Raw genomic sequence first — 14389 nt, forward strand, 5'->3', positions numbered from 1 at the left:
CCGGGTGCCGCGACATGCCCGAGGTGCGGAAATGCCGGCTCATCCCTTCACCGCCCCCGCGGTCAGGCCGCTGACGATCTGGCGCTGGAACACCATCACCAGCAGGAACAGCGGCGCGGTGATCGAGACGGCGGCGGCGACGGCCTCGACCTGGTCGGTGGTCGTGGTTTCGCGATTGAAGTAGCCGGCGATGGCCGGGACCATGGTCATGTTCGACTGGTCCAGCAGCAGCGAGGTCACGAGAAAGTCGTTGTAGCCCAGCAGGAAGCTGAACAGCCCGGTGGTGATCACCCCCGGCCACATCACCGGCATGATCACCCAGCGGAACGCCTGGAAATGGGTGCAGCCGTCGACACGGGCGGCCTCGTCCAGCTCGGCCGGGATGTTCTGGAAGAAGCTGCGCAGCATCCAGATCGTGAACGGCTGGTTGATCGCCACCAGCACCGCGATCACCGACAGCGGCTGGCCATAGAGCGTGGGCGCATTCTCGCCCAGGATCGGGCGCAGGATCTCGGCCGAGTTGATGAACACCGGCAGGTAGCCCGCGACCAGCACCGAGTGCGGCAGCGCCCGGAAGATCAGCGCGACGACCAGGATCCAGAATGCCAGGTTCGACCCCGCCCGGGCCAGCGCATAGCCCGCCAGCGTGCCCACGGTCAGCGAAACCAGCACCACGCCCAGCGTCACCTGCAGCGAATTGACGAAGTTGCGCCAGAAGGCGTTCTCGACCCAGACCGCCTGATAATTTTCGGTGGTCACGCCCAGCAGCGGCTCCAGCCCCAGCGCGGCGTTCAGCGCGTCGGTGATCGGCGGCAGGAGCACGAAACCGACAAGCACGAACCCCAGCCCCAGCGCCGCCGCCGCGACGATCCAGCCCAGCACCGGCGGGATCACCGCGGCCATCCCGGCGACCATCGCCGGCAGCCCGCGCACCGCGGCGCGGTAGGTCAGCCACAGGAGCCCGCCAAGGGCCAGCATATCCAGCGCCGTCAGCCCCTTTCCCTGCGCCCGCGTTGCGGGTCCGAAGACCACGGCCAGCGGGTTGGCGGCAAAGGCGTCGATGGGAACCTTGAAGCTCATCACCGCGATCCAGAAGATCGGGAAGGCGGCCAGCAGGCACCAGAAGGCCAGGAACGCGGCCGACGACAGGCGCAGCGACAGCGGCTGGCGCAGGGCTTTCGGCATGTCTGACATCAGTGCGCCCCCCTATGGTCGCGCCAGGTCCGGCGCAGCAGCGGGATCAGCAGGATCACGATCCCGACCATCGTCAGCATCGCCGAGGCCGAGGCCCGGCTGACCGAGCGGTTGCCCGCGTCGTCCGGCGTCAGCAGGTCATAGGTCAGGTACTGCAGCGAGATGACGTGCGCCTCGGAGCGGAAGCCGATGATCTCTTCGAAGACGCGGTAGGCGTCCATCAGGTGGATCAGCGCGATGAACACGATCAGCGGCATCAGGTGCGGGATCACGACATAGCGCAGCCGCTCGAACCGCGAGGCGCCGTCGATGATCGCCGCCTCGACCGCGTCCCGGTTCACGCCCTGTAGCCCGGCGTAGAACACCACGAAGGCGAACGGCGCGACGTGCCAGACGCGGTAGAACAGCATCAGCAGCTCGATGCTCCAGCCCTGCGCGAAGACGGCGATGTCCTCGCCGGTCCAGCCCTCGATCATCCGCGTCAGGATGCCGTCGCCGACGAACAGCCAGCGGATCGACAGCGCGCCGATGACCGGGGTGATGATGAAGGGCAGCAACGAGATGAAGATCACCTGGCCCCGGAACGCCTTGGCGGTGTTGTTGACCGCCAGCGCGATCGCCAGACCGGCCAGGATCACCAGCGGCAGGGTGATGAAGGTGAAGGTCAGCGTGAAGCGCAGCGCCCGCCAGAAATCGATCCCCATGAGCGCGCCGTAGTCGAAGCCGGAGATGGCATCCCAGGCGCGGGCTGGCTCCAGCACGTTGCGATAGCTTTGCAGGCCGACGAATGTCGTCGTGGTCTGGACCTTGCCGTTCTCGTCCAGCACCGGCCGGGTGCGCAACGCGGTTGCGCAGGTCTGTTCCAGGAAACCGGGGGTGCAGGTCTCGACCTCGACGGTCTCGATCACCGGCTGCGTGAGGTAGAAGCTCTGCAGGAACACGCTGACCAGTGGCGCGGCAATGAACAGCAGCATCATCACGACCGAGGGCGCGACGAAAGCGGCGAAGGTCTTGAACTTCATGGGCCTGCCCTGCGGTGGACGGTGAAATCAGCGCGGGCCCGCCCCGAACGCGCCGGGGCGGGCTTGCGGCGTCACTTCAGGACGCCGGCTTCCTTGGCGGCGGTGACATACTCGGCCTCGACGGCGGCCAGCGCCTCCTCGGCCGAACGCTCGCCGGTGAAAAATCCGGGCAGCTGGTTCCCGAGCGCCGAGTGCATCAGCCCCATCTGCGTGGTCGAGGGATAGGCTGGCGGCGGCGGGTTGTGGATCGCGGTCGCGATTGCGCCCTGCGCCAGACGCGTCGGCTGATAGCCGTCCACCAGCCAGATCGCGTCGTCGTTGTGTTCGGCGACCATCTCGGTGTCCATGCCCTCCATCGCCAGGCGGAAGGCGGCTTCGGCCTCTTCGTCGGTGATGTTCCTGGCGATCACGATTCCGTCCCACCACAGGGTGGTCGCGGGCGGGTTGCCCTCGGCGGCCAGCGGAGCAGCGGCGCCCTCGACCTTTCCGACCACGGTGCTTTCGGAGGCGTCGTCCATCGCCCCGCCCCGGCTGGCCCACAGGTTCGCCATCGCGATCTTGCCCTGCTGGAACTGCTGCTGGACATAGGTGGAATCCGAGGACAGGTACTCGGGGTCCATGTAGGCCGTCAGCGCCTTCATCATCTCCAGCGTCCTGATGCCAGCCTCGTTGTTGACGGACGGATTGCCCGCATCGTCGTACCAGGTGCCGCCGTACCCGACGAACATGTTGTTGAAGTCCTGCGCCAGGTTCCAGCCGGACTGCATTGTTGCGCCCAGCGGATAGTCGACGGCGCCGGCCTCCTGGATCGCGGCGGCGACCTCGAGCAACTCGTCGTATGTGCCGGGAACTTCCAGCCCCAGCTCGTCGAAGATGTCCGCGCGGTACATCAGGTGCTGGGTGTTCACCATCATCGCCACGGCCATGATCTTTCCGTCGATGCGAATCAGCTGGTTCGGCTTCAGATGAGCGCCGTATTTCTCGACCAGATCGTCCAGCGGCCGGATGGTGCCCTCGTTGATCAGCGGCGTGATGGTGCCGTTCGAGACGCCGCCCAGATGGTACAACGACGGGCTTGCCGCGAAGGCCGCCGGCTGCTTGGTGCGAAACTCCTGGTCCAGTTCGGCCTCGAAGTTGCCGCACTCGGCCATGGCGTCGGTAACCGACTTCCACGCCTCGAAACCCGCGCTCAGCGACTTGATCGGGATCTCGTTCTGATATCCGCAGCCCGCCCAGGCGGTGCCGGATGCCAGCACCATCGCGCCGGCCAGCATCAATGCCTTGATCTTCATGTTGCAGTCTCCCTGTTGTGGGGCGGGCGTTGCCGCCGAATGCAAGGCGTCAGGCCGTTTCCAGCCGCGCCCCGGTTTGCGCATCGAACAGATGGCAGATCCCCGCCGGGATCGAGATCGCGACCTCGTCGCCGATCTCGGCCCGGAAATCCTTGGGCGCCTTGACCGACACCAGCGCGCCGCCCGCCTTGACGGTGACCATAGTGGCGTCGCCCAGCAGCTCCAGCGTGTAGACCGGGGCGGTGATCTCGGCGCCGCCGCCGACGGCGGCATCCTCGGCCCGGAAGCCCAGCGTCACCGGGCCGTCGGGGCCGGTCAGCCCCGCGATGCGGACATTCGCGCCCTCGAAGACGCCGCCGGTACCCGTGCCCTGCATCAGGTTCATCGCCGGGCTGCCGATGAAGCTGGCGACAAAGGTATTGGCGGGATGGTCGTAGATCTCGGTCGGGGTGCCGACCTGCTGCACCAGCCCCCTTTCCATCACCACCACCCGGTCGGCGAGGGTCATCGCCTCGATCTGGTCGTGGGTGACGTAGATCGTCGTCACCTTCAACTCGTGGCTCAGGTTCTTGATCTGCGCCCGGGTCGAGACCCGCAGCTTGGCGTCGAGGTTCGACAGCGGCTCGTCCATCAGGAACACGTTCGGCTCGCGGACGATGGCGCGGGCCAGGGCGACGCGCTGGCGCTGGCCGCCCGACAGCTCCGACGGCTTGCGGTGCATGAACTCGCCCAGTTCGACCATGTCGGCGGCGCGCTTTACGCGCTCGTCATGCTCGGCCCCGGGGATCTTCCGCACCTTCAGCGGAAATCGGATGTTCTCGTAGACGTTCATGTTCGGGTAGAGCGCATAGCTCTGGAACACCATCGCGATGTCGCGGTCTTTCGGGTCCAGATCGTTGACCCGCTGACCGCCGATCATGATGTCGCCGTCGGTGGCGTCCTCCAGCCCCGCGATCATCCGCATCGTCGTCGTCTTGCCGCATCCCGAAGGACCCAGCAGCACGAGGAACTCGCGATCCGCGATGGTCAGGTTCAGATCCTTGACCCCGAAGAAACTGCCCCACCGCTTGGTGATGTCGCGAAGCTGGATTTCAGCCAAGTGTGCGCTCCCTGTCATGGGTGCCGGTGGAACCGATGCGTTTTTGCATTCGTATTCAAAGCAACTTTACGCAACGTCCGATTCGTGGCAAGCATTTTTGCAGACGAATGCAAAATTCATCCGAAAGATACGTCGTGACCGATTTCCGCAGCATTGCCCACGGACTGCTCAACACGCTGATATCGGCCCCCGAGGCAGACCTTCCGACCCTGCTGGCCAGGGCCCTGACCCCGGAGTGCAGCTGGGATGTCTCGGCCCCGGTCGAGCGCCTGACCGGCCCGCAGGCAGTGCTGGAAGGGTTCCTGCTGCCCCTGCGCGCGGCGCTGTCCCACGCCCGCCGCCGGGACGAGATCTTCATCGGCAGCCCCAACCGCCGGGCCGAGGGCGGCGACTGGGTTGCCAGCGTCACGCATTACCTTGGAAACTTCACCGCACCGCTGTTCGGCGTCCGTCCCTCGGGTCACCTGGCCTTCCTGCGCGCGGGGGAGTTCTACCGCGTCGAGGGCGGCCGCATCGCGCAGGCCCGGGTCATCCTCGACCTGCCCGACCTCATGCGCCAGGCGGGCCGTTTCCCGCTGCCCTTCTCCTACGGGCTGGAAACCCTGTTCCCGGGCCCGGCGACCCACGACGGCGTGCTGCCCGCCGCCGGCGACGGCGCGGCCAGCCTTGATACCGTCGAGCGGATGCTGGGCGCGCTGCATGTGTTCGACCCCGAGACCTTCGGCTCGGACGCGCAGACCGGCCGGGGCGGCACCTGGCACGAGGACATGATGTGGTACGGGCCGGCCGGGATCGGATCGAACTACCGCTGGGAGGGGTTCGTGAAGGACCACCGCGAGTCGTTCCTGCGCGCCTTTCCGGACCGCAGGGGCGGCAACCACTACTGCCGGATCGGCGACGGCAACTATGCCGCGGTGTCGGGCTGGCCCTCGATGACGATGACCTTCCAGGACGACTACCTGGGCCAGAAGGCCGACGGCCGGGCGCTGACGCTGCGGGTGATGGACTTTTACCGCTGCGCCGAAGGCCGGATCATGGAGAACTGGGTGCTGCTCGACTATACCCAGCTGATGGCGCAGATGGGGGTGGACCTCATCGCCCGCTCGAACGCTCTGGATCCCCCTGCCGACGCCGCGCGCTGATCCGTCGGAGCGGCGGCCCCAGGCGCCAGCCCGCGCGAGACCGGGACCATTCACGGCCCGGTTTCGCCGCCCGTCATCCTGACGGCGCGCTGGTTCGCCGCCTCTCGGGCCAGGGCGGCCAGCCGGTAGAAGCCGTGCGCCATCTTGGTGAACGGCGTCAGCAGGAAGAACGCCAGCACCGCGCCGAGGTGCGCGACAAGCAGTGCCGGCATCAGCCCCGTTTGCCCGAGGACATACAGCAACAGACCGCTGAGTGCGACAAAGCCCAGCAGCAGGACGAAGCCGATCTCGCCGCCCCAGGCCGATGGCGCACCGAGGTTGCGGTCCGCCCTCAGCTTCAGCGCCACCATGCCGGCGCAGCCAAGCGTCAGCAGCACCCCGCCCGAGACCCCGAGCAGCTTGGGCAGCGACCAGAAGCCGTAGGGCGCGGGCATGTCGAGCGCGTAGTGCATCAGCGTCGCGACCGAGGTCGCGGCGAAGCACAGCAGGAAACCGTACATCACCGCCTGGTGCATGTGCCGCCGCGCATGGCTGAACCGGTCCCTGTCCTCGAAATTGCAGCCGTCGCCGTGCCCGCCGGTCAGGTTGCGCAGCTTTGCGGCCGATCCGAAGGCGGCGGCGACGTCGGAAAGCCGGATGTCGCCGCCTCCGGTGGCGCGCCAGTACCGGCGCAACCCGATCGCAAGGCTGGCGAGCGGCAACAGGAAGGCCGGCAGGAAGATCGCGATCATCGTACCGTGCGCCATCACGGCATAGAACCCGTCGCCGCCCGCCGGAAGAAAGGTGCGCGCGGCCCAGAACAGGACCGCGAACCCGATCGCCGCCGCCAGTGCGATCATCAACCCGTTGCGCTGGAACGCCCGGGCAAGCGGTGCTGGCCAGGCGAAGTCCTCCCAGCTGGCCTGCCGCACCTCGGCCAGCGCGCGCGGCAGGTTCAGATCGAACTCGTGCGGCGCGGTGTACTGGCAGGCGTAGTAGCAGCCGCGGCAGTTGTGACAGAGGTTCGCCAGCTGCGTCAGATCGCCGTCGGCGAAGGCGCGCTCGCGGTGCAGCGCCGGAAAGACGGCGCAGTACCCCTCGCAATAGCGGCAGGCGTTGCAGATCTCGGCCTGACGACGCGCTTCGTGAAGGAGCTCAGCTTGCATGGGCGGCGGCCTCCCGGCCAGCGATGCGTCCGAAGACGGTTCCGATGGTCATGCCGAACCCGGCGAGATACCCCTGCCCCAGGATCGAGCCGGCCATGGTTTCGCCCGCGGCCCAGAGGTTGCGGATCGGGCCGTCGGCGGTGGAGCATTGCGCGGTCTCGTCCACCTTCAGGCCCAGGTAGGTGAAGGTGACGCCGGTGCGCAGCGAATAGCCGTAGTAGGGCGGCGTGTCGATCGGACGCGCCCAGTTCGTCTTTGGCGGCTCCAGCCCCTTTGTCGTGACGCCATCCAGTTCGGTCGGGTGGAAACCGGATGTGTCGCCGCAGGCCGCGTTGAACTCGTCCACCGTCTCGCGCAGGGCGGCCGGTGGCAGGTCCATCTTCTGCGCCAGATCCTCAAGCGTGTCGGCCTTGATCGGCGGAAACACCGAGGGCATGAACAGCTCCAGCGACTTGGCGTCGATGATGACGTAGCCCACCTGCTGGGGCTGCGCGGCGACCAGCCGGCCCCAGATCGCATAGCGCTTGGGCCAGACGTCCTCGCCCTCGTCGTAGAAGCGCTGCGCGTCCCTGTTCACCACGATCGAGAACGGCACGCAGTCCAGCCGCGTGACGATGCCGCCGTCGTACTTCGGCGCGCGCCCGTCGATGGCGACGGCATGGCACTGGGTCGGATCGCCGACGCTCTCGACGCCCTGGTCCAGCAGGTCGGCCAGCACGACGCCGCGATTGTAGGGCGTGCCGCGGATCAGGAAGTTCTTCGCCGCCGCCCCCCACGCACGGGTCAGCCATTCGAGATCCGCCTGGAACCCGCCCGAAGCGACGACAACCGACATTGGTGAAACGCTGTGGCTCTGACCCCGGCAGGTGTAGTCCACACGGGCGATGCGGTCGCCATCCAGATTCAGATGCGTCACTGCCGCCTCGTAAAGCACCTCGACCCCCAGACCGGCCGCGGTGCGGTAATAGGCGTTCACCAGGCTCTTGCCACCGCCGAGGAAGAAGGCGTTGGTGCGGGCCAGCGACAACGTGCCCGAGAGCGAGGGCTGGAATCGCACCCCGCGCGCTTCCATCCACGGCAGGCATTCCTCGGAAGTGCGGATCGCCAGCCGTGCGAGCGTGTCGTCGGTCCTGCCATCGGTGACCTTCATCAGGTCGGCCAGATACTCGTCCTCGGAGTAGCTGTCGGTCAGCGGGCCCAGCGGGCCGCGGTGCATGCACCGGAAGTTGCGCGTGTGCCGCGAATTGCCGCCGCGGTACGGCTCCGGCGCGGTTTCGAGGATCAGCACCCGGGCGCCGGCCTCGGCCGCCGTGATCGCGGCGCAAAGCGCGGCGTTGCCGCCGCCGATCACCACCACGTCCGGCGATGCTTGCATTCCGTCCATGCCGCTCACTCCGTTTCGGCGTTGCCTGCGGTGGCGCGCAGCGACCGGATCCGCACCCGCTGCGACGCCTCGATATGCGCCCGCATCCGCTGTTCGGCCGCCTGCCCGTCGCGCGCCTTCAGCGCGTCAAGCAGAGCCTGATGCTCCTGCACCGCCGCCGCCCGTCGGTCGGTCTCGGACAGGGTGGTGGGCCCGATGATCATCAGCGCCTTCGACAGACCGACCATGGACTTGTGCAGGAACCTGTTCTTCGCGGCGTCCAGCAGCGCGGCGTGGAAAATGCGGTTCAGCCGGAACGCCTCGCCCGCGGTCGGGGCGTCGGCCAGCGCCCCGTTCAGCGACTCCAGCTCCTCGATCTCGATGTCCAGCGCCGCGTGCGCCGCCAGCCGCGCGGCGGTGCCCTCCAGCACCGCGCGCATCTCGTAAAGCTCCATCACCTCGGCGTAATCCAGCATGCGTACCGTCGCCCCCTGGCGCGGCGCGTGCGCGACCAGCCCGTCGGCCTCGAGCTGGCGGATCGCCTCGCGGATCGGTGTGCGGCTGACGCCGAGACGCGCGGCCAGTTCGGTCTCTCGCAGCCGCTCGCCGGGACGCAGGCGGCCTGTGCGGATCTCCTCGAGCAGCGCGCGGTATGCCTGGTTTCCCTGCGGCCCGTCAACGGGCGCCTCGGTTCCTTCGGTGCGGGGCATGGTTCATCCTTGCAATTTGTATCCGGATGTATACAAGAGGACACAATCCGTCAACCCGCACCTTTCCCGAGTCCCGATTGTCCAGACCCAGCCTTGCCCGCCTGATCACCCTGGCCGCCGCCGTCGCGGGCGTTGCCGCCTTCGCGGCCGCGGGGCTGCCGCTGCCGTTTCTGTTCGGGCCGATGACGGGCTGCCTGATCGCGGCGCTGGCCGGGGCGCGGCTGCAGGGGTTCGGTCAGGTCTCGGTGGCCGCGCGCACGATCCTGGGGGTCGCGGTCGGGGCGTCGATCACCCCGGCGGTGGTGGGACAGCTGCCGCAGATGGCGGCATCGGTGGCGCTGGTGCCGGTCTACATCGCGATCATCGGGCTGATCGGCGTGCCGTTCTTCCGGCGCGTGTGCGGCTTCGAGGCGGTCACCGCCTACTACTGCGCGATGCCGGGCGGCTCGCAGGACATGATCATCTTCGGCACCGAGGCGGGGGGCAACCCGCGCATCCTGTCGCTGATCCACGCGACGCGCGTGCTGATCATCGTCACCGTCGCGCCGATCCTGCTGGTGCAGGTCTACGGCCAGACGCTGGGCAACCCGATCGGCGCCCCGGCCCTCGATCTGCCGCCGGGCGAACTTGCGGTGATGGCCGCCGCCGCCCTGATCGGCTGGAAGGGCGGCGAGCGGCTGGGGCTGTTCGGCGCGTCGATCCTCGGCCCGATGATCGTCGCCACCGCCCTGTCGCTGGGCGGGCTGCTGCATGCCCGCCCCCCGGCGGAGGCGATCCTGGCCGCACAGTTCTTCATCGGCACCGGAATCGGCGTGCACTATGTCGGCATCACCTTCGCAGAACTGCGCAGGGTGATCGCCGCCGGCGCCGCCTTCGTGTTGATACTGGCGGCCATCGCCGCGGTCTTTGCATGGGTGGCGACGGGCCTGGGCCTCGCACCCGCGGTCGAGGCGTTCCTGGCCTTCGCCCCCGGCGGTCAGGCCGAGATGACCGTGCTGGCGATTGTCGCGGGGGCCGATCTGGGTTTTGTCGTGGCCCATCACCTGACGCGGATCGTGCTTGTGATCGCGGGCGCGCCGGTGATGGCGCGCCTGTTCAGGACGAAGGCATCCACGCCTCGGGGTTGATCATGTGGATCGGATGGCCGCGGGCGAAGGCGTTCACCTGGTCGAAGATGTCGGCGAACTGCAGGTCGAATTCATCCTCGGTAACGAAACCGATGTGCGGCGTTGCGATCAGCGCCGGATGCGACAGCAGCGGATCGGCCGGGTCGGTCAGCGGCTCGTTGTCGAAGACGTCGATCGCCGCGGTGCCGGGGCGTCCCGCGTTCAGTGCCGCAAGCAGCGCGCCCGGAGCGATCAGCCCGGCGCGCGCGGTATTCACCAGTAGCGAGTCGGGCCGCATCTGCAGCAGATCCTCTTGGGTCACGGTGCCCCTGGTCGCCGGCTTGAGCCGCTGATGCAGCGAGATCACATCGCAATCGGCGAAGAATTCCGCCCGGCTTCCGGCCACCTCCTCGCCGTCCGCGACGGCGCGGGCGCGCCCGTCCTCCGAGGCCCACCACAGCACCGGCATGCCGAAGGCGCGGGCATAGCCGGCCACCGCCTTTCCGATCCGGCCGTAACCGTAAAGGCCGAGCCTGCGCCCGCGCAGCGTGCGCCCCACCCCGGCCTGCCATCGCCCGGCCTTGACCGACTCCATCTGCGCCGGCAGCTGCCGCATCGCCGCAAGGATCAGGGCGAAGGTCAGCTCGGCGGCCGCGTAGGACGGCGTGCCGGCATGCATGTTCGAGCACAGCAGCACGCCGTTGTCGGTGCAGGCCGGCACATCGACATGTGGATAGACGCTGCGCTGGCTGATCAGGCGCAGCTGCGGCAGCCGCTGCAGCAGCGGCCGCGTGATTTGCGTGCGCTCGCGGAACAGCACCAGCGCCTCGGCCGCGGCCAGCCTGTCCGCCAGCACGTCCACATCCCCGGCATGGTCGGTCCAGACGGTGACGTCGTGCCCGTCCAGCCTGCCGAAACAGGGCAGCCCGCGCAGCGTGTCGAACCAGTCGTCAAGAATGTGGACCTTCATCGCTCCTCCTCCCGCGACGCGCATCGCCGCCGCGGCACGGCTCAACTGGACAACAGCTCGCGCGGCACCTGGGCAGTCACGCCGCCGGGCAATCCTTCCGGCAATGCTCCAGCAGCGCATGCGCCACGCCGTCCGAACCGTTCGCCATCGCTCAGCCCTGCGCTCCGGTCCAGACCGCACGCGGCACGTAGACATGCCCGTCGGCCAGCTTCCGCGCTGTCCGCACCAAGCCGGCGGTGCGCAGCACGAAACCGTTGTCGGCAGCGAAGTCCACCAGCACGTCGATGGCGCCCGATGCATGTTCCAGCACCACGTTCGCCGGGCTTGCGTCTGGTCGCTCGAGCAGCCCGTCCGCTACCGTCCCGGGCGTCAACGCGCAGGACGCCAGGCACTGCGCGCCGGTGACCGCCATCGACGGGTGCGTGTTCCACGGCATGAAGTACCGCGCCGCAATGCTGCCGCCGCGCGCCGCCGGCGCCAGCAGGCCGAATTTGGGGGTGACCGACTTAGCCACCTCGCCCATGCCCATCAGCACGCCCGCCTTCCGCCGCACCGCCTCCATCCTGGCGAAGAAATCCCGGTCGGCGTCCAGTTCGGCCACGCCTTCGTGCCCGCTCAGCCCGAAATCGGCCGCGCGCGCGATCACCAGAGGCATCGCGACGTCCATGCAGGTCACCTCGATCCCGTCGATGGTGTCGCGCAGGTTGCCGGTGGGCAGGAACGCGCCGGTCGACGAGCCGACGACGCCCTGGAAATTCAGCGCCACCGGCGCGGCGGTTCCGGGCACGCCGGCAATGGCGGTGTCGCCGTCGTAGCTCAGCTTGCCGCCGGGCGTCTGCACCTTGGCCAGAACCCGCGCGCCAGTATTCACAGCGTGGATGCGGACCTCGGTCTCGTCGCCGACGGGCGCGATCAGGCCCATTTCGATCGCGGCGGGACCGACGCCGGACAGGATGTTGCCGCAGGTCGGCTTGAAGTCCACCAGCCGGTCCTCCACCGAGACCTGGGCGAAGAAGTAGTCGATGTCGGCATCGGGCTCGGCCGACGGCGACAGCATCGCCACCTTGGTCGTCACCGCGGCGCCGCCGCCGATGCCGTCGATGTTCAGCGGGTGGCCGGACCCGAGCGCCGAAAGCAGCACCTGCGCCAGCGTGTCAAGGTCCGCCGGCAGATCCGCCCGCCGGAAGTACGGCCCGCGCGAGGTGCCGCCGCGCATGAAGATGAACGGTATCGCAGTCTGGGTCATTTCAGCGGCCACGGCAGATCCACCGCCTCCTGCAACAGGCCCGGCGGGAAGTCGCGATTCAGTGCCCCGGCCATCAGGCACATGAAGGCGATGCCGGCGGCGGTCAGCAGGACCGTCCGTCCCCAGCCTGCGCCGGCGCGCACCCGCAGGAACGCCACCAGGAAACCGGCCAGCGCAAGGATGAAGCCCACCACCCAGGTCGCGGCGATCAGCCCGGCGAACCATGCCAGCGTCAACCACAACCCGTGCGGCGCGTCGGCGTCCTCGCCGGCGACCTCCTTGTCGGCGAAGATCGGGTCGCCCTCGGGGCGGCGGATCATCTGCGCCAGCAGGATCAGGCAGCACAGCAGCGAGAAGCCGCCCACGACCAGCGGGATGATCTTGTCGGTCATGTTGAAATCCGGGATCGCGTTGGCGTTGATCAACGCGAACAGCAGGTAGCCGGCGATCACCAGCAGGAACACCATCGGCGCCCGCTTCGAGCCGGACCGCACCTCGCCCTCGGCCATGATCGCCTTGGACTGCCGGATGCCCAGCACCACCGAGACCACCGTGATCACCAGCAGCACGATGACGATCGGGCTGAAGATGTACTCGATGCCCTCCTCGAAACTCTTGCGGAACCGGAAGCTGGCGATCTGGAAGGCCTGGTTGGTGAACTTCTCGACCGGGTTCGACAGCACGAAGCCGATCAGGAACGCCGGCCGCGACCAGTCGAAGCGACGCAGGAAGATGCCGATCAGGCCGATCACGAACAGCGCCAGCAGGTCCTCGAAGTTCTGGCCCGACTGGAACGCGGCAAAGCTGATCAGCATGAACAGGAACGGCGCCAGATAGGTGAAGCGGATCGTGGTCAGGCGGGCGATCCCGCCCGAGGCGGCGATGCACAGCACCGTGCCCAGCACGTTGGCCAGCGCCAGCAGCCAGACGATCGAATAGGTGATGTCGAGATTGTCCTTGAGCATGTTCGGACCGACCTCGATGTCGCCCGAGCCCAGCAGCGCCACCGCGCCGATGAAGATCGCCATCGAGCCCGAGCCGGGGATGCCGAACAGCAGCGTCGGCACCAGCCCGCCGCCTTCCTTGGCGTTGTTCGAGCTTTCCGGCCCGATCACGCCGCGCACCTCGCCCTTGCCGAACCCCGACTTGTCTTTGGTGGTCTGCACGGCATGGCCATAGGCGATCCAGTCCACCACCGAGCCGCCGAGGCCCGGGATGACCCCGACGACGACGCCGATCAGCGAGCAGCGCACCGACAGCCACAGGTTGGCGAACCAGTCGCGCACCCCGTCCATCCAGCCGCCGCCAAGCTTCGCGCCCTCGGCTATCGACCGGTCCTGCCGCAGCAGCGACACGATCTCGGGCACCGCGAAGATGCCGAGGCCGACGATCACCAGCTGCAGGCCGTCGGTCAGATAGGGAATGTCATAGGTCGCCATCCGCAGGCTTCCGCCGGCGTCGGCTTCGCCGATGGTGCCGATCATCAGGCCCAGGCCGGCCGCCGCAAGACCCTTGAGCGCGATGCGCCCCGCAAGGACCGCGACCATCGACAGGCCCAGGATGGTGATCATCAGCATCTCGGGCAGCCCGAACGCCAGCACGATCGGCCGCGCGACCAGGATGAAGACGGTCAGGAAGCCGGCGCCGACCAGCCCGCCGAACAGCGACGAGGCGAAGGCCGCGGACAGCGCCCGCGCCGCCTGCCCCTTCTTGGCCATCGGAAATCCGTCCAGCACCGTCGCCTGGCTGGCCGAGCTGCCCGGAATGCCCATCAGCACGCTGGCGAAGGTGTCCGAGGTGGGCACCACGGCGACCATGCCGATCATCAGCGCAAGGCCCAGGACCGGATCCATGCCGAACATGAACGGAAGCAGCAGCGACAGCCCGGCGATGCCGCCCAGACCGGGGAACACGCCGACCGCCAGGCCCATCACGACGCCCAGCACCAGATAGCCCAGGACGACCGGCTGCAGGATCAGCGCCCATGCGTCGCCGAGCGCAGGCACGGCCGTCGCGAAAATCTCCATGATACCGCTTTCGCTGGAAGGTGGTTTTCAGGCGCCCCGCCGGTATGGGGGTAAGGCGGGGCGCTATGGCGTG

12 protein-coding genes are annotated in these 14389 nt (G+C 68.1%); 2 read left to right on the forward strand and 10 right to left on the reverse strand.

What is annotated here, in order from left to right; all coding sequences use genetic code 11:
• Positions 1-39 precede the first annotated feature (39 nt).
• From GE300_RS11545 to GE300_RS11560, 4 genes are all read right to left on the reverse strand, one after another.
• Positions 40-1194, reverse strand: coding sequence for a carbohydrate ABC transporter permease (locus GE300_RS11545; RefSeq protein ID WP_154446726.1), 1155 nt, complete (start codon positions 1192-1194; stop codon positions 40-42).
• Positions 1194-2216 (reverse strand): carbohydrate ABC transporter permease, encoded by a 1023-nt coding sequence (locus GE300_RS11550; RefSeq protein WP_154446727.1) that lies wholly within the window; start codon positions 2214-2216, stop codon positions 1194-1196. Before GE300_RS11550 ends, GE300_RS11545 begins: the two co-directional genes overlap by 1 nt.
• A 71-nt stretch (positions 2217-2287) precedes the next feature.
• A complete protein-coding gene (locus GE300_RS11555) occupies positions 2288-3508 on the reverse strand; it encodes an ABC transporter substrate-binding protein (RefSeq protein ID WP_154446728.1) in 1221 nt (406 codons plus the stop codon).
• A 49-nt stretch (positions 3509-3557) separates the two neighbouring features.
• A complete protein-coding gene (locus tag GE300_RS11560) occupies positions 3558-4607 on the reverse strand; it encodes an ABC transporter ATP-binding protein (protein ID WP_154446729.1) in 1050 nt (349 codons plus the stop codon).
• Positions 4608-4741: 134 nt separating this feature from the next.
• On the opposite strand from GE300_RS11560, the gene GE300_RS11565 reads away from it, so the two are divergent.
• Complete coding sequence (locus GE300_RS11565; RefSeq protein WP_325063208.1) at positions 4742-5749, forward strand: ester cyclase; 1008 nt, start codon at positions 4742-4744, stop codon at positions 5747-5749.
• A 50-nt stretch (positions 5750-5799) separates the two neighbouring features.
• On the opposite strand, the gene tcuB is transcribed toward GE300_RS11565, so the two are convergent.
• Genes tcuB through GE300_RS11580 form a run of 3 tightly spaced genes read right to left on the reverse strand, consistent with a single transcriptional unit; the run spans position 5800 to position 8967 of the window.
• Complete coding sequence (gene tcuB, locus GE300_RS11570; protein ID WP_154446731.1) at positions 5800-6894, reverse strand: tricarballylate utilization 4Fe-4S protein TcuB; 1095 nt, start codon at positions 6892-6894, stop codon at positions 5800-5802.
• A complete protein-coding gene (tcuA, locus tag GE300_RS11575) occupies positions 6884-8278 on the reverse strand; it encodes an FAD-dependent tricarballylate dehydrogenase TcuA (RefSeq protein ID WP_325063209.1) in 1395 nt (464 codons plus the stop codon). Before tcuA ends, tcuB begins: the two co-directional genes overlap by 11 nt.
• Positions 8279-8283: 5 nt before the next feature.
• Complete coding sequence (locus GE300_RS11580) at positions 8284-8967, reverse strand: GntR family transcriptional regulator (protein ID WP_154446732.1); 684 nt, start codon at positions 8965-8967, stop codon at positions 8284-8286.
• 77 nt (positions 8968-9044) lie between these two features.
• Between GE300_RS11580 and GE300_RS11585 the strand changes: the two genes are divergently transcribed.
• A complete protein-coding gene (locus GE300_RS11585) occupies positions 9045-10094 on the forward strand; it encodes an AbrB family transcriptional regulator (protein WP_407647720.1) in 1050 nt (349 codons plus the stop codon).
• On the opposite strand, the gene GE300_RS11590 is transcribed toward GE300_RS11585, so the two are convergent.
• The 3 genes from GE300_RS11590 to GE300_RS11600 form a co-directional block, all read right to left on the reverse strand.
• Positions 10063-11043 carry a D-2-hydroxyacid dehydrogenase family protein gene (locus GE300_RS11590; RefSeq protein WP_154446734.1) on the reverse strand — a complete coding sequence of 327 codons (981 nt, stop codon included), beginning with the start codon at positions 11041-11043 and terminating at the stop codon, positions 10063-10065. The genes GE300_RS11585 and GE300_RS11590 overlap by 32 nt on opposite strands.
• A gap of 151 nt (positions 11044-11194) precedes the next feature.
• Complete coding sequence (locus GE300_RS11595) at positions 11195-12289, reverse strand: 4-oxalomesaconate tautomerase (protein ID WP_154446735.1); 1095 nt, start codon at positions 12287-12289, stop codon at positions 11195-11197.
• Positions 12286-14316, reverse strand: a complete 2031-nt coding sequence (locus tag GE300_RS11600; RefSeq protein ID WP_154446736.1) for a tripartite tricarboxylate transporter permease — start codon at positions 14314-14316, stop codon at positions 12286-12288. The genes GE300_RS11595 and GE300_RS11600 overlap by 4 nt, the downstream gene beginning before the upstream one ends.
• Between the last annotated feature and the right edge of the window lie 73 nt (positions 14317-14389).

The sequence above is a fragment of the Halovulum marinum genome, assembly GCF_009697225.1.
In the GTDB taxonomy this organism is placed as follows: Bacteria; Pseudomonadota; Alphaproteobacteria; order Rhodobacterales; family Rhodobacteraceae; genus Halovulum; species Halovulum marinum.